Source organism: Sphingobacterium sp. SGR-19, from assembly GCF_011043555.1.
Lineage (GTDB): Bacteria > Bacteroidota > Bacteroidia > Sphingobacteriales > Sphingobacteriaceae > Sphingobacterium.
This window is the reverse complement of record NZ_JAAKGS010000006.1, coordinates 139,961-155,565: the sequence shown is the minus strand read 5'-3', so window position 1 is coordinate 155,565 and position 15,605 is coordinate 139,961. Positions and strand designations below refer to the sequence as shown.

General features: G+C 42.0%; 13 protein-coding genes. 10 read left to right on the top strand and 3 right to left on the bottom strand.

What is annotated here, in order from left to right; translation table 11 throughout:
- The first annotated feature begins 1 nt into the window (after nt 1).
- Nucleotides 2–1,609 (top strand): SusD/RagB family nutrient-binding outer membrane lipoprotein, encoded by a 1,608-nt coding sequence (locus tag G5B43_RS12800; RefSeq protein WP_165295156.1) that lies wholly within the window; start codon nt 2–4, stop codon nt 1,607–1,609.
- A gap of 99 nt (nt 1,610–1,708) precedes the next feature.
- Here the strand turns inward: G5B43_RS12800 and G5B43_RS12795 are convergent, their stop codons facing one another.
- The gene (locus G5B43_RS12795; protein WP_165295155.1) at nt 1,709–2,410 is read right to left on the bottom strand and encodes a hypothetical protein; all 702 of its coding nucleotides are present in this window, start codon (nt 2,408–2,410) and stop codon (nt 1,709–1,711) included.
- Nucleotides 2,411–2,740: 330 nt separating this feature from the next.
- On the opposite strand from G5B43_RS12795, the gene G5B43_RS12790 reads away from it, so the two are divergent.
- The 3 genes from G5B43_RS12790 (at nt 2,741) to G5B43_RS12780 (ending at nt 4,345) form a co-directional block, all read left to right on the top strand.
- Complete coding sequence (locus G5B43_RS12790) at nt 2,741–2,935, top strand: hypothetical protein (protein WP_165295153.1); 195 nt, start codon at nt 2,741–2,743, stop codon at nt 2,933–2,935.
- Between the two features lie 149 nt (nt 2,936–3,084).
- Nucleotides 3,085–3,288: a hypothetical protein gene (locus G5B43_RS12785; RefSeq protein ID WP_165295151.1), complete on the top strand. Its 204-nt coding sequence runs from the start codon at nt 3,085–3,087 to the stop codon at nt 3,286–3,288.
- Between the two features lie 25 nt (nt 3,289–3,313).
- Nucleotides 3,314–4,345: a GntR family transcriptional regulator gene (locus G5B43_RS12780; RefSeq protein WP_165295150.1), complete on the top strand. Its 1,032-nt coding sequence runs from the start codon at nt 3,314–3,316 to the stop codon at nt 4,343–4,345.
- On the opposite strand, the gene G5B43_RS12775 is transcribed toward G5B43_RS12780, so the two are convergent.
- Complete coding sequence (locus tag G5B43_RS12775) at nt 4,318–5,037, bottom strand: NUDIX hydrolase (protein ID WP_165295148.1); 720 nt, start codon at nt 5,035–5,037, stop codon at nt 4,318–4,320. The two genes, G5B43_RS12780 and G5B43_RS12775, sit on opposite strands and share 28 nt — an antisense overlap.
- Nucleotides 5,038–5,259: 222 nt before the next feature.
- Between G5B43_RS12775 and G5B43_RS12770 the strand changes: the two genes are divergently transcribed.
- The 6 genes from G5B43_RS12770 to G5B43_RS12745 all read left to right on the top strand — a co-directional run bounded on the left by G5B43_RS12770 (nt 5,260) and on the right by G5B43_RS12745 (nt 14,805).
- Nucleotides 5,260–6,930 carry a ribulokinase gene (locus tag G5B43_RS12770; RefSeq protein WP_165295146.1) on the top strand — a complete coding sequence of 557 codons (1,671 nt, stop codon included), beginning with the start codon at nt 5,260–5,262 and terminating at the stop codon, nt 6,928–6,930.
- 31 nt (nt 6,931–6,961) lie between these two features.
- On the top strand, nt 6,962–7,657 hold the full coding sequence (locus G5B43_RS12765) for an L-ribulose-5-phosphate 4-epimerase (RefSeq protein ID WP_165295144.1): 696 nt from the start codon (nt 6,962–6,964) through the stop codon (nt 7,655–7,657).
- Nucleotides 7,658–7,691: 34 nt separating this feature from the next.
- The gene (gene araA, locus G5B43_RS12760) at nt 7,692–9,194 is read left to right on the top strand and encodes an L-arabinose isomerase (RefSeq protein ID WP_165295143.1); all 1,503 of its coding nucleotides are present in this window, start codon (nt 7,692–7,694) and stop codon (nt 9,192–9,194) included.
- Nucleotides 9,195–9,260: 66 nt separating this feature from the next.
- Nucleotides 9,261–10,961, top strand: coding sequence for a sodium:solute symporter family transporter (locus G5B43_RS12755; protein WP_165295141.1), 1,701 nt, complete (start codon nt 9,261–9,263; stop codon nt 10,959–10,961).
- Between the two features lie 36 nt (nt 10,962–10,997).
- Complete coding sequence (locus G5B43_RS12750; protein ID WP_165295139.1) at nt 10,998–12,146, top strand: aldose epimerase family protein; 1,149 nt, start codon at nt 10,998–11,000, stop codon at nt 12,144–12,146.
- Nucleotides 12,147–12,396: 250 nt separating this feature from the next.
- The gene (locus G5B43_RS12745; RefSeq protein ID WP_206367348.1) at nt 12,397–14,805 is read left to right on the top strand and encodes a glycosyl hydrolase 115 family protein; all 2,409 of its coding nucleotides are present in this window, start codon (nt 12,397–12,399) and stop codon (nt 14,803–14,805) included.
- Nucleotides 14,806–14,844: 39 nt separating this feature from the next.
- Here G5B43_RS12745 and G5B43_RS12740 read toward each other — a convergent pair whose 3' ends face one another.
- On the bottom strand, nt 14,845–15,408 hold the full coding sequence (locus tag G5B43_RS12740) for a DUF4136 domain-containing protein (RefSeq protein WP_165295137.1): 564 nt from the start codon (nt 15,406–15,408) through the stop codon (nt 14,845–14,847).
- Nucleotides 15,409–15,605: the final 197 nt, after the last annotated feature.

Below are 15,605 nucleotides of genomic sequence, written 5' to 3'. Positions count from 1 at the left end.
AATGAAATTAAGAAATAATATATATAAACTTTTTGCATTAGGGATACTGGTAACACCTATTGCATTTACGTCCTGTTCAGAGGACAGGATGGATGAGATCAACTTCAATCCGAACAACCCGATTGATGTAGAAGCTAAATTTCTTTTAGCAGATGTAATCACATCAACAGCTGTGCGCAGTGTGGGAGGAGACTTAAATACCTACCTTTCTACCTATGTAGAGCATGAAGTGGGTACACATAACCAATTGTGGAGAGCCGAACATCGTGAAGGCGAGCCCCAAACGGCATCTACCTTCAATAACAGTTGGAATAGTATCTATGAGACCATTAGAAACGCTCGCATTATTGTCGAAAAATGTTCTGAAGGGGGTGCACAAGAAGGTAACTTCGCCACATTAGGTGTTGGACAGATTATGTTGGCTTATAACATGGCTATATTAACAGATATGTATGGTGATGTGCCTTATTCGGAAGCTTTCAATCCATTCGAGAATAAAACACCAATTCTTGATAAGCAGGAAGTATTATATACGCAAATTATGGGGCTATTAGATGCGGCGATTGAAAATATCCCTAAAGGTGACAATCATGCAACAGGTAATTACGCAACCCATGACTTGTTGTTTGCCGGTAGCAATAGTGATTGGTTAAAATTTGCTTATGGTCTTAAAGCACGGTACACTATGCGTTTATTGAATGTCACATCCAACGAGACTCAGGCTTTGGAAGATGTCATCGATTTCGTAGATGCATCTTTCGCTAGTGCTTCAGAAGAGGCTGCGTTCAATGTTTATACCGGTCAGAATTTGAATCCACTGTTTGACTTTCAGTGGTCGCGTGACGGTTTGGCTGCAAGTAAGAGTATTGCCGATAAGTTGATTGAGAGGAATGACCCACGTCGTAACCGGAACTTTACGGATGCTAGATGGATACATGTAAGTAACCTGGAAACAGGTAATACCTCATACGATTTGCTTGCTCCCAATGGCGAAAATGATCAAATACAATACACTTATTTGACATCGACATTTGTTTTTTCGCAGTCGGCTTCTACGCAACTGTTAAGCTTTCATGAAATACAGTTTTTGAAAGCAGAAGCTATGCAGCGTCTAGGCAGGTCTACTGCAGACATAGAGCCTGTGTTAAGGAGCGCGATAGACGCGGCGATTATCAATTCCGAGAAATCAATTCTGGCTGCATTTAACTCGTCAACAATAAATAGCTATAAAGGCCATTCATCTAATGAAGATTTTGGTATTATAAGAAGGTCTCCAGATATCACTGCGGCGGATAGAGACGCTTACTTTGAAGACGAAGTTAAGCCGTTATTCTTAGCGAACCCGTTGAAGGAAATTGCAGTTCAGAAATATTTGGCATTCTTTGGAGCATCTGGTGAATCTACTGAGATGTATAACGATATCCGTAGATGGAAAGCTATGGGTGAGAACTTGATAGAACTAGCGAATCCAAATAATGCGAGTCAATTCCCGCTACGTTTACCTTATGGTAGTTCAGAAACAACGACCAACCCGAATGTCCAAGCTGCATACGGAAACGGTACTTATGTGTATTCTGAAAACGTTTGGTGGGCTGGCGGAACACGTTAAGTGAAATTTTTACCAAACCAAACAGATTAACTATCTGTATTTATAAAGGAAATCCCGGACAGATGCCCGGGATTTCTTGTTATTTCAGCTGTCTGTAATTTATTGGACAGCGATTTCGATTACCGGTTTTCCATTGATGCATGTAATGTTTTTTACTTTGTTTTCACAGGTCGTTTGATAGCAAGTTGTATTCTCAAGCTGGCGTTTTCTTTCTATTAACCGATTGTATAATTCTAATTTTTGAAGGGCTTCCGGCATTCGGATAGTTTTGTGTAGTGGTACGGGCTCAAAACAGCATTCAGCGAGGTGAAGTCGAAAGACGGTCCAATCATTAGGGTCGGTGCAGATAATGTCGTTGTAGAAGTTTTTGATTTCTTCATAACGAACAGGTAGCTCCTCATTTATTTCTTCCAAAGACAGATCCTGGGCAAAAACGAGTTTTGCCTTACCATCATGGCAGACTTTACGTAGGGGTGGGTTACGCACGAGGAAGTCAAAATAAATTCCTTCCCTGCTTGCGGCTTCATACATCTTACTGCGAAGCTCTTCCAGTTCTGCGAATAACTTATCGAACGCTGTTTTAATGGACGGGTGAACCAAGAAATAGTCAGTAAACACTCCTTGAAGCGGAATGATCTCAAATTCCTCAACATCTTGACAGGGTACGGACAATGCCAAAGCCGTTATTTCCGAATGTTTAGCGCTAACAAGTCGGGACCAATACTCATACGAGTTGTCCTTATCACTTTCGCAGGACATTAAGAATAAGGTGACGAACAATAAAAAGAAGGTTTTTTTCATGTTAATAGGGATTACTGCCTGATATCAATATTAAAGGAACGTAAGATATTTTGATAAGGCTACATAAGTAGTGAAAAATAAATAGTAATATGATATTTTACACAGATTGAAATATTTGGCAAGGTAGAACGTATTAAAGTCCATTTTTCACCATTTTGCTCAAATAATTCCAAAAGGTACCAATTTAGGACATTTACTACTATTTCGGCCATTTCGGCCAAAGAGATTTGGAGGATATTTTATGTTTGTATTGTTTGATCATCTCGCTAGGAGTAAGGACATGGAAAAGGTGTACCGACAAACATTTTTTAAAACATTTAAATTTTTAGTATGATGGTAATTCAATTCAATGTTCAGGAAATCGGCAACCCACAGGATGCGGCTCTTTTGGGGACAGGTAGTATCGGCAGCGAGACAGCGGAGGACGTGACCACAGCGAATATCCACCACGAGCGAGTCCTGTTTCACAACAGTGTGCGTATCAAGAAGGTTATTACAGATTTAACTTTCAAGAAAATCGAATAGTAATCGCTAATAGCTTAACAAATAAGGCCGGCGTCGCAAGATGCCGGTTTTTTTTATTCCAATCTTTCAAAAATGACCATGGCCATTGGGAAAAAAGACGCTTTGATTTTATAAAATGAAAGTTTGTTTTACACAAACGACCGTGGTCATTGTCTGAAAGCAAACTTTGGCTTGAAAAAGAGACACTGGTCGTTTTGGCAAAGCGTTTTTTGGCTTCAAAAGCCGATTTTGAAAGAATTTTATTTTACGCTGGGTTAAGTTTATTTCATTATTTATCGATGGCTAGCCCGCCTCTACCTGCTGCAAAACAACAGCAAAAGCTTGCGTTTTTTCTAAAAAAAGTGTTTCTTTAATCTTTCTATAGCCAACAGGAATAACATGAGCGATATTGATTTTATCAAAAGCATTCAGATCAGCGAGTTTTCGTCTACACCGAAGTATATCCAATTAGCAGATGCGGTCATCGAAGGTGTGCGAAAGAATCAATTAAAGCAAGGGGATATCCTACCCTCTATCAATGAAGTGAGTGTGTATTTTGATATTTCCCGAGATACTGTAGAAAAAGGCTATAGACACCTGAAGAGCTTAGATATTATTTCCTCAACGCCTGGAAAAGGGTATTTTGTCGCGAAATCAGACGTTGTAAGCAAACAGAAGATTGCCCTATTTCTAAATAAGCTCAGTGCACATAAGAAAATTATTTACGATGCGTTTGCACGAGAATTGGGAGATGAAGCATCATTGGATTTGTTTGTCTACAACAGTGATATCTCCCATCTGCGTAGCCTATTACTGAATTTGACGAAACAATATGACCACTATGTCGTGTTTCCACATTTCAAAGAGGGAAGTGATCAAGCTCCGGAGGTTCTTGGGCTTATTCCAATCGATAAGTTGATGTTATTAGGAAAACTTATAGACGGATTGGAAGGGAGTTTTGATGCGGTCTATGAAAATTATGAAAAAGATATCTATGAGGCATTGGAGAAAATGTTATCACCTCTTTCTCAATACCGGACACTGAAACTTGTTTTCCCCGATCACAGTGATTACCCCAAAGCTATCATCAAAGGTTTTTATAGATTTTGTCAACAATATGCTTTTGATCACCTGCTCGTTGGCGACCTCTCCTCAGAAGGATTAAAAAAAGGAGCGTGCTATATTCTTTTGGCCGAAGACGATTTGGTAAATATATTAGAAAAATCAATAGCAAAAGATTATCAGATCGGTAAAGACATAGGCGTGATTTCCTATAATGAAACACCGTTGAAAAAGTTCATTCTCAACGGAATATCGACAATCTCAACCGATTTCGAGCTTATGGGCAAATATGCTGCACAAATCATCAAGCAACAAAAAAAGGAACAGAAAGAAAATCCATTTTATGTCAATATCCGACCTTCTTTATAATCAATAGACCAACTTGGTAGGTAACGCAGGAAAGACATGATTTTCTCTTTATATATATCCATATTTAGCCGATAATAAAAAGCACCTTTTTTCGAGTTCTTATCTTTTTCATTCAATTTGATGATAAGACCGGAAGCGAGAAGCTTACGACTAAAATTCCGCTTATCCAGATCGATATTATATACACATTCATATAAGGATGCAATTTGTGGAACAGTAAACTTCTCTGGTAATAGCTCGAACAGTATGGGATACAAAGCTGCCTTCGTGCGCAGCATGTGCTTCGCCGCAGCAATCATGTCCTCGTGATCGAAAATCAGCTTGGGGTGATCGTCCAACGGAAACCATTTTGCTTCATACTCTTCGCTAAGAATATGCCGATATTGTTTTGTGTCGATCAGTGCGAAATATGTGATGCTCACTACCCGACGTTTTTCACGGCCAGGTTCACCGAATATGCCGCAGTTTTCCATGTAGACGTTTTCTAACCCCGTGAGTTTTTTTAGTACACGAGAAGCGGCTCTTTCCGGGCTCTCCGTTTCCTGTACGAAGCCTCCCATCAAACTCCATTTGTTGCGTTCGGGAGCGATATCTCTTTTGACAAGTAATATTTCCAACGATTCACCGTTAAAGCCTAAAATAACACAATCTACGGCAAGTAACGTTTTGGGCTCGTTTTTATAAAAATCCATACGTTGATTGACAGGTTTTTCCACATTAACAGATTATTGATTTGTTCGGTTAAGATATGGACAATTATATTATTCTGAGGAAAATAAAATAAAATTTTCACTTTTCTAAAATTAAGTGTTAATTTGACATTAATTTTGAAAGAAAGTTCTTGGATCCATACCATTGGTGTTATGGCGAAAGAACAAAAAAATAGGTGTTATAAACCAGAAAAGGTGTTCATAATGGAAAAATCGTATGTGATTGGATTGGATTACGGTAGCGACTCGGTTCGGGCTGTGTTGGTAGATGCAAGTAATGGGAACGAAATTGCTTCTTCCGTATTTTATTATCCAAGATGGAAAAAAGGAAAATTTTGTGATGCATCGGCTAGCCAGTTTCGCCAACATCCATTGGATTATATAGAAGGGTTGGAAGCTACGGTAAAGGATTGTTTAAAAAAAACAGAAGGAATCCTTTCTGCAAAACAAGTGAAAGCTATTTCGGTAGATACCACCGGGTCTACACCGGTCGCAGTAGATGAACGTGGTGTTCCATTAGCGTTGTTAGACGAATTTGCTGATAACCCAAATGCCATGTTTGTATTGTGGAAAGACCATACAGCCTTAAAGGAAGCACAGCAAGTCAATGATCATGCTAAGGAGTTTGATGTCAATTATTTGAAATATGTGGGAGGAGTCTATTCTTCCGAATGGTTTTGGGCAAAATTACTTCATATTTTACGTGTAGATGAGTCGGTGAGAAAGGAACTCTACACCTGGGTAGAACATTGCGACTACATCCCCTTTCTACTTACTGGAGGAGTGCGGGCAGCAGACATCAAACGCAGTGTTTGTGCTGCGGGACATAAATCGCTTTGGGCGGCCGAATTTGGCGGTTTACCACCCAATTCGTTTTTTAATGCATTAGATCCTTTATTAGATGGCATAACGGAACGTTTATTTACGGAAACATATACCTCTGATCAATCTGCCGGCACATTATCAGAAGAATGGGCAAATCGATTAGGACTATCCACGGATGTGGTGGTTGGTGTTGGTGCATTTGATTGCCATATGGGAGCCGTGGGTGGAGAGATCGAACCTTATTACGTGAGTAAGGTGATTGGTACGTCGACTTGCGATGTATTGGTTGCGCCAAGAGAAGAAGTAAAAGATACACTCGTCAAAGGGATCTGCGGACAAGTCGATGGCTCGGTTATCCCCGGTATGATTGGTATGGAAGCGGGGCAGTCGGCCTTTGGTGATGCGTATGCTTGGTTCAAACAAGTACTGACGTGGCCGATGAGAAATTTGTTGGCAGATAGCAGAATCTTGGCCGAGGATGACTTGCGAAAGGTGATTGATTTTATTGATGACCAAGTCATTCCCGAGTTAGGAAGGCAGGCAGAAGCTTTACCTGTGACGCCCACGTCTGAGCTGGCACTTGACTGGTTTAACGGTCGTCGTACACCAGATGCCGACCAGACATTGAAAGCTGCAATAAAAGGACTGCACCTTGGGACTGATGCGCCGCGGATCTTCCGTGCCATTGTAGAAGCAACCTGTTTCGGTGCAAAAAATATTGTCGATCGTTTTATAAATGAAGGCATTCCGGTCAAAGGAATTATCGGACTGGGCGGCGTAGCGAAGAAGTCTCCATACATTATGCAGACGATGGCCGATATCATCAATATGCCTATAAGAGTCCACAGATCGGAACAGACCTGCGCACTTGGAGCAGCTATGTTTGCAGCGACAGCAGCAGGTATCTATAGTAAGGTAGAAGACGCCATGAAAGCTATGGGGCAAGGTTTTGAACGTACGTACGAACCTCGTCCGGAAATGGTGGCCATTTATGCAGAGCGATATCAACAATATAAAGCGCTAGGTGCTTTTGTAGAAGCGAAAGGTTAATTAACCTTATAACTATATCAACAATAATAAAATGTATACAGCAATAAAAGAAGAGGCATACGAGTGCAACATGCAGCTGCCTAAATTAGGATTAGTCCTGTTCACCTTCGGAAATGTAAGTGTAGCGGATCGTGAGAAAGGCGTTTTTGCTATTAAACCGAGCGGTATTCCCTACGAAGAGCTTACACCAGATAAAATGGTCATTGTAGATTTCGAGGGAAATATAGTAGAGGGAAATTTGCGTCCTTCTTCAGATACAAAAACACATGCCGTGCTCTATAAGCACTGGGAAGGAATCGGTGGGATTACGCATACACATTCGACATATGGCACCGCATGGGCACAAAGTCAACGGGATATCCCTATTTTCGGAACAACCCATGCCGATCACCTGACGGTTGACATACCGTGCGCCCCGCCGATGAGCGACGAAATGATCGTTGGAAATTATGAATACGAAACAGGCTTCCAGATCATGAACCACTTTGAAGCACAAGAGCTAGATTATAAGGAAGTGGAAATGGTACTGGTCGGAAATCATGCGCCTTTTGCATGGGGGAAGACAGGTATTAAATCCGTCTACAATAGTGCAGTGTTGGAAACCGTCGCACAGATGGCGTATTTAACAGAGCAGATCAACCCCAAAGCACCTCGGCTTAAGGATGCATTGATCAAAAAGCATTATGATCGCAAACATGGTACGGACGCCTACTATGGACAGGAGTAAAAAAGGTTAATAGGGTTAAAAAAAAAGCAAAACAATGAATATCGCATTAAACAAATTACAAGTTTGGTTCCTGACAGGAAGCCAGGATTTATACGGAGAAGAAACACTACGGGAGGTAGCTGTGCATGCCGCAGAAATTGCAGATTATTTTTCGGCTCACGAAAACATACCGGTTGAGGTCATCTACAAACCGATAGTAAAAAATAGTGACGAGATTTATAATACGATTATGGAGGCTAATGCTACCCGCGAGTGTATCGGTTTGATCACGTGGATGCATACGTTCTCTCCAGCTAAAATGTGGATAAGAGGACTAAAAGCATTACAAAAGCCATTATTGCACCTGCATACGCAATACAATAGGGATATTCCGTGGGAAACAATGGATATGGATTTCATGAACCTGAATCAAAGTGCACATGGCGATCGGGAATTCGGACATATTGTAACGCGATTAAATATCGGACGTAAGGTCGTGACCGGCCATTGGCAGGATGAGGAAGTGATCGACAGAATTAACGTGTGGTCGCGGGCCGCTGCTGCGTGGCATGATTGGCAAGGAGCGAAGTTTGCCCGTTTTGGCGATAATATGCGAAATGTAGCGGTTACTGATGGTGACAAAGTAGAAGCTGAAACGAAATTTGGTTTCTCAGTCAATACCTATGCTATTGGGGACTTGGTCTCGTTGATCAATGAAACCAGTGAGGAGGAACTTCAAGCTTTGTTAAAAGAATATGAAGAAACGTATGAACTCGCACCGAATGTAGTCGAGGGTGGAGAACACCGCCAAAGCCTAATAGAGGCCGCTAAAATAGAGATTGGGCTTCGCAAATTTTTAGAGGCAGGTAATTTCAAAGGATTTACAGATACATTCGAAGATTTGCACGGTATGGTGCAACTGCCGGGATTACCTGTTCAACGTTTGATGGCAGAAGGATATGGATTTGCAGGAGAAGGAGACTGGAAAACGCCGGCGTTGGTTCGTGCTTGTAAAGTAATGGGGGCAGGACTGCCAGGAACAACTGCCTTTATGGAAGATTATACTTATCATTTCGATCCGGATAACGCGATGGTGCTAGGGTCACATATGTTAGAAGTAGATGCCGCGCTAGCAGCGCACAAGCCAAGGATAGAGGTCCATCCGTTGGGTATCGGTGGAAAAGCTGATCCGGCGCGTTTGGTCTTCAATGGTATAAGTGGCCCCGCACTAAACGCTTCATTGGTCGATATGGGAACACGTTTCCGTTTAATCGTAAACAAAGTGGAAGGTGTGCCGGTGGTGGAGAAGCTTCCGAAATTACCCGTTGCCCGCGTATTATGGAGACCGCTACCGGATATGAAAACAGGATGTAGCGCCTGGATTTATGCCGGAGGAGCACACCACACTGCCTATAGTCTGAGTTTGACGCCCGAATATCTCGAAGATTTTGCCCGCATAGCTGGGCTCGAATATGTCGCGATTGATGAAAATACGACATTGACAGGTCTGGAGAACCAGCTCAAATGGAATGAATTATATTACCTGTTAAAAAAATAACCTAACCGAGGCTTTCCAACGCATGATAATGTACGGAAAGCCTTTTATCTTTTAGCTGTATAACACATGGAAAAATTTGCAACAGTAGACTACATTATCTTCGTAATCTACTTTTTTGTTGTAGCCGGATATGGCTACTGGATCTACCGTAAGAAAACGGCGGCGCAAAACACAAGTAAGGACTATTTTCTCGCCGAAGGTTCATTGACCTGGTGGGCTATCGGAGCATCGTTGATCGCGTCCAATATTTCAGCAGAACAATTTATCGGCATGAGTGGTAATGGTTTTGAAGTGGGTATTGCTGTGGCGGCTTATGAGATCATTGCTGCGGTCGCCCTCATTATTGTTGCCGTATGGTTTATTCCAGTATATCTGAAGAATAAAATCTTTACAATGCCACAGTTCTTGAATAACCGTTACAATGAAACGACGAGCCTCATCATGGCTGTATTTTGGCTTTTCCTGTATGTCTTTGTAAACTTAACCTCTATTCTTTATTTAGGGGCTATCGCGATATCCAGCATGGCTGGCGGTGGCGACACTTTTCATTTAATTGTAGTCGCATTGGCTGTATTTGCTATTATTATTACATTGGGTGGAATGCGTGTCATTGGTTTTACGGATGTTATTCAGGTGGTGGTGTTGATTATCGGTGGTGTGGCGACAACGTACGTTGCTTTGACGTTGGTCAGCGAGCACTTTGGTTTAGGTCAAAATGTACTGGCAGGATTCAATAAGTTGATGACGGATGCTCCCGAACATTTCAACATGATTGTGGAGAAACCGGGACCAGGTGCCTCACAGGAAGAGATTAATAAATATTTGATGTTGCCCGGTATCGGTATGTACCTTGCAGGGATATGGATCGTAAACTTGAATTACTGGGGCTGTAATCAATACATCACACAGCGGGCATTGGGAGCAGATTTAAAAACTGCCCGGACGGGTATTCTCTTTGCTGGTTTCTTGAAACTATTTATGCCCATTATCGTTATGCTTCCCGGTATCGCAGCGTATGTGCTGTATAAGAATGGTGCTTTGCAAGAAGAAATGGCTCCGGGAGGGGTATTCCACGCGGATAATGCTTATTCGGCTATTCTGGGATATCTACCCAATGGTATGAAAGGTTTGGCGTTGGCAGCATTAACCGCTGCTATTGTAGCGGGTCTCGCAGGGAAAGCAAACAGTATTGCAACGATATTTACCTTAGATATTTATAAAAAATACCTGAACAAGGACGCCAGCGAAGGCAAAATGGTATGGATCGGCAAATTAACCATTATTGTATCTATTGTGGTGGCTGTGCTATTTACCTGGGACGATACTTTAGGTATTGGTGGCGCTGGAGGATTTACGTTTATCCAAAAGTATACCGGTTTTATTAGCCCCGGTGTTTTTGCCATGTTCCTATTAGGTATGTTTTGGAAGCGCACCACAGGAGCCGCCGCTATTGTTGGTCTCGTTGCAGGATTTGTGCTTTCCGTATTTTTTAACGAATTTGCAACAAAGGTATTCGGACCGGAAACGTGGATCTACACGGCTTATCTGAACAAAAATGGCGTATACGAAATTCCGTTCCAGATTTGTATGGGACTGGCGTTTGCTTTCACGATGATCTTGATGATTGTTGTCAGTTTGTTCGGGCCGAAGGTCAATCCGAAAGCGTTCCAATTAGATCGCGGAATGTTTAAGGTAGAACCCTCAATTTTGGTCTTAATCGTGATAACTTTACTACTCGTAACAGCGATTTATGTAAGGTTCTGGTAGAGGAGAAAGATATAACAACTATAAACTATAAAGAACATGAGAAAAAAATTTTTCATCCCCCTATTAGCAGCCACGTTATTGGCGTATTCCTGTCAGCAAGGAGCTAAAAAGCAATCGACCGAAGAAGCCGCTGTCGACAGTATTGAGCATAACGCCTTTGATGCTGTTATCGATGGTAAAGATGTTAAACTGTATTCACTGCAAAATCAACAGTTACGTGTAACCCTCACAAATTATGGAGCACGGTTAGTCAGTCTCCAAGTAAAAGATAACAAGGGCAAGCAAACAGATGTCATCTTAGGCTATGATACGGCAGATGAATTCAAGCAAAATGCCAGCAATTATTATGGAGCAATTGTGGGTCGATACGGCAACCGGATTGGCAATGCTTCTTTTACATTGAACGGTACTACATATGAGTTGGAGAAGAACAACGGAGAGAATTCGTTACATGGAGGAACAAATGGTGTATATAACAAGGTGTGGGATGTAGAGCAAGCTTCGGATACCGCCATTACACTGGTTTATACCTCTCCTGACGGGGAAGCCGGATATCCGGGAACCGTGACGATCAAGGTAACATATTCTTTGACTGACGAAGGAGGTTTAGTTATTGATTATAACGGTTCTACCGACAAAGAAACGGTACTGAACCTGACCAACCATGCCTATTTTAATCTCAATGGAGAAGGAGATTCAACGATTTTGGACCACGAATTGCAGATCGATGCTGATGCTATAACGGAGGTAAATGAAGCATTGATTCCTACGGGCAAAAGTCTAGCGGTAGCAGGTACGCCATTTGATTTCCGCAAACCACAGACTATTGGATCACGAATTGATACAGATAATGAACAGTTGAAGGTAGGGAAGGGATATGATCACAATTTTGAGTTGGTAAAATGCGAGGGATTCCGTAAAGTAGCAACGGTTTATGCCCCTAAAACAGGCATAGAGATGCAAATCTTAACGACTGAACCGGGACTGCAATTCTATAGCGGTAACTTTATGACAGACAACGATCCGAAGGGTAAAGGAGGGAAAGGTTATCCTTTTCGTTCTGCATTCTGTTTGGAGACACAACATTTTCCAGATTCACCTAATCAGCCATCGTTTCCCTCCACGGTGCTGAAACCAGGAGAACAATACACGTCAAAAACAGAATATCGTTTTGGAGTGAGATAATAAATAACAAGGGCGATGATAATCATCGCCCTTGTTATTTAATGCTACTTCTTTCATTTTATTCGTCAATTAAATCCTTCGCGAAGGAATCTCCTTGTTTTAGTTTTTCAATCGCCGTATCCAATCTCTTCTCATTCTTGCGGGAATGTACAAAATATGGAGGGTGGCAAATTTAATAATGTATTTTCCTACTTAATGATAAGCTCATAACAGCACAGGTTGCATCCTGCCGTTATAAAACATAATTTTAATGATGATGAAAAGAGTAATAGGAATGTTCTTCCTTTTGTTTATTGCTTTTAGCAATTATGCACAGGATGGATTTAAACTAATAGCCGACGGAGAAGGTGCCTCCCTGCATTATAGTGGTACAGCATCTTTGGTGGAAACGGCAATTGACTTGATTGTGGAAGATTCGAAAAGTGTCTCCGAGCAGCCGTTCCGATTAACTGATAAGCCAGCGAACGGATCAGTGATCATTGGTATTCCGGGGGAAAGCAAGTCATTTGATCAGCTCCTGGCTGCAAATCAAATTGATATATCTGAGATTAAAGGACAATGGGAAGCTTTCCATATACAAGCGATAACAGATGGAAATACACAATATCTTTTTGTGGTTGGAAGTGATCCACATGGAGCGGCGTATGGTGTGTTGGAGTTGTCCCGATTAATTGGTGTATCGCCCTGGGTCTGGTGGGCCGATGTAGCACCTGAACGCAAATCGGACGTTATTTTGCCAGCTGATTTTAAAGATACGCAATATCCTAATGTACAATACAGAGGGATTTTTCTAAACGACGAAGATTGGGGTTTAACGCCTTGGAGCGCCCATACATTTGAACGCGAAGCGAAAATAAAAGAGGGTATTGATCCTGCCAAAACAAAAAAAATGCAGACCATAGGTCCGAAGACCTATAGCAAAATCTTTGAACTCTTATTGCGGTTACGGGCGAATACCATCTGGCCGGCCATGCATGAAGTAACGGTTCCGTTTTATTTTGTGCAGGGCAATCGGGAAGCTGCTGAAAAATATGGCATCTATATCGGTTCTTCGCATTGCGAACCCTTAGCCAGAAACAGTGCCACAGAATGGGATATCGTGGGAAAAGGACGGTATAACTATATCAGCAATAAAGAAAATGTCGTGTCGTATTGGACAGACCGTCTAAAAGAGCTGGGTGGCTCAAATAATATATTTACACTTGGCATGCGCGGTAAGCATGATGGCGCTATGGAAGGGGTAAAAGGTGTTGCAGAATATAAAGATGCTATAGATAAAGTTATCGTCGATCAAACGGCATTGTTGAAGACGTATATTAACCCTGATCCGTCCCAGATTCCGCAGGTTGTGATCCCCTATAAGGAAATACTTGACGTGTACCGAGCAGGTATGAAGGTGCCTGACTACGCTACCTTGATGTGGTGTGATGACAACTATGGATACATTACGCATTTCCCTGATGCGGAGGAGAAACAGCGAAGTGGCGGAAACGGTGTATATTATCATATTTCCTATTGGGGACGTCCCCACGACTATTTATGGTTATCCACCGCGAGTCCCGCATTGATCCATCAACAGCTGAAAACAGCTTATGAACATGATGTTCGTAAAATATGGATTGTAAATGTCGGTGATATCAAACCGGGGGAATATCAAACAGAGCTGTTTCTGGATATGGCGTGGAATATAGCGGAAATCAACAATAAGGGGGTTAACCAACATCTTAGAGATTGGTTGACACGTGAGTTTGGACGTGAGACTGGTGAAAAACTGCTGCCCATGATGCAGGAACACTACCGATTAGCACATATCCGTAAACCGGAATTTATGGGCAATACGCGTGAGGAGGAAGCAGACCGTGCGTATTACAGAACGGTGCGTGATTTGCCTTGGAGTGAAGAAGAAGTGCGTGACCTGTTACAATCCTACAGAGATCTTTCGACAGCGGTATCCGCGATAGAAAATTTTATTCCACAGAACAAAAGAGAAGCTTTTTTTCAATTAATAGCGTATCCTATTCAAGGGGCAGCGGAAATGAACCATAAGATGCTACATGCACAATTAGCGCGTCATGGGAAAGTCGACTGGAAAGAAAGCCATGATGCCTTTGATCGTATTATAGCGCTAACGGATAAATATAATAACCTGCATGGTGGAAAGTGGAATCGTATGATGGATTATAAACCTCGAAATTTGCCGGTATTTCAGCGTGTGAAGGAGGAGCAGGCTACTGAACCTATGATAAGCCATATTAAACCAAACTTGACGTTGAATGGAGCAGATCTACACGGCAAGTCTACCTCTCTAGAAGGACTTGGTTATGAGGGGAAAGCAGTTTCCGTGGCCAAAGGCGAAGAATTATATTATGATTTGAAGGAAATACAAGGCGATTCTGTTCTCGTGGAAGTACGATTGTTACCGAGCCATCCCGTAGAGGGAGGGGATATCCGTTTCGCCATTTCGCTGGGTGATACCGCTACACAGGAAATATCCTATAAGACTGCGGGGCGTAGCGAAGAGTGGAAAATGAATGTGCTGCGTAATCAAGCTATTCGAAAGATAAGGTTCCCTTTGCAAGGAAAAGATAAAGCAAGAATTAGAATCTCCGCGTTAGATGAGGGTGTTGTGTTGGATCAGGTGTTGGTGTTTGGATTATAACAAAAGAGGCGATGCACTCTACTGCGCATCGCCTCTTTTTTATTTCTGTATCGGATACTGTTTGAATATTCCGTTGACAATCTGTGGAAGTTTATTAATGGTCTTTTCGGGAGATTTAACCTCAGATGAACCCCTAGCTTGCCATATAACACTGTTGGTTCGTCTATCCACTGCCTCTATAATGAGGTGAGCATAACGGTATTTTTCATGACCTACAGGATAGCTGTAACCACCCCAGCCCATTCCCCAGCCCCAACCCATACCCCAAGGACCCCAGCCACCCCATCCGTAAGATGGGCTATATACCATACGGCTTTTGTTATTCACAATCGTGACATAGCGAAAAAGAATATCCGGGTTGTCTTTGGAATATTGCATACCTAATGCTTCCAATTCCTTATTGGCAGCATTCAGGATATTGCTTTTGGCAATATCATTGTTAAAATAATTTTTAGACAGCGAATCCACAGGTGGAAGCCAGCTATACGTTTTGTATTGGCCAAAATCCTGGTGCTGCACTCGCGTGGTATTATACTTCACAGAAGCACAGGAAGCAAGGATGGCCACAACACCCAACAGGAAAATATATTTTATCGTATTCATAATAACCTCTTGTTTTAGTATGGTATTAGACAAGTGAATTGATAGAAGGTTTAAAGTAATTTTTATGTTCTTTTCCCCGTGAAAAGGACCAAAACCTCGTCGCTGCGGATATTTGAGATAATGGATAGTACTAAGAATGAGATTCTACATACCTCAAAAATCCGGATGCGACCTTTGGTGTTAAGGATGGGATCATG

Bases quoted from the DNA above. Each gene is read 5' to 3' on its own strand.
- G5B43_RS12800 (WP_165295156.1), top strand. From the start codon at position 2: ATGAAATTAAGAAATAATATATATAAACTTTTTGCATTAGGGATACTG.
- G5B43_RS12795 (WP_165295155.1), bottom strand. From the start codon at position 2,410: ATGAAAAAAACCTTCTTTTTATTGTTCGTCACCTTATTCTTAATGTCC.
- G5B43_RS12790 (WP_165295153.1), top strand. From the start codon at position 2,741: ATGATGGTAATTCAATTCAATGTTCAGGAAATCGGCAACCCACAGGAT.
- G5B43_RS12780 (WP_165295150.1), top strand. From the start codon at position 3,314: ATGAGCGATATTGATTTTATCAAAAGCATTCAGATCAGCGAGTTTTCG.
- G5B43_RS12775 (WP_165295148.1), bottom strand. From the start codon at position 5,037: ATGGATTTTTATAAAAACGAGCCCAAAACGTTACTTGCCGTAGATTGT.
- G5B43_RS12770 (WP_165295146.1), top strand. From the start codon at position 5,260: ATGGAAAAATCGTATGTGATTGGATTGGATTACGGTAGCGACTCGGTT.
- G5B43_RS12765 (WP_165295144.1), top strand. From the start codon at position 6,962: ATGTATACAGCAATAAAAGAAGAGGCATACGAGTGCAACATGCAGCTG.
- araA (WP_165295143.1), top strand. From the start codon at position 7,692: ATGAATATCGCATTAAACAAATTACAAGTTTGGTTCCTGACAGGAAGC.
- G5B43_RS12755 (WP_165295141.1), top strand. From the start codon at position 9,261: ATGGAAAAATTTGCAACAGTAGACTACATTATCTTCGTAATCTACTTT.
- G5B43_RS12750 (WP_165295139.1), top strand. From the start codon at position 10,998: ATGAGAAAAAAATTTTTCATCCCCCTATTAGCAGCCACGTTATTGGCG.
- G5B43_RS12745 (WP_206367348.1), top strand. From the start codon at position 12,397: ATGATGATGAAAAGAGTAATAGGAATGTTCTTCCTTTTGTTTATTGCT.
- G5B43_RS12740 (WP_165295137.1), bottom strand. From the start codon at position 15,408: ATGAATACGATAAAATATATTTTCCTGTTGGGTGTTGTGGCCATCCTT.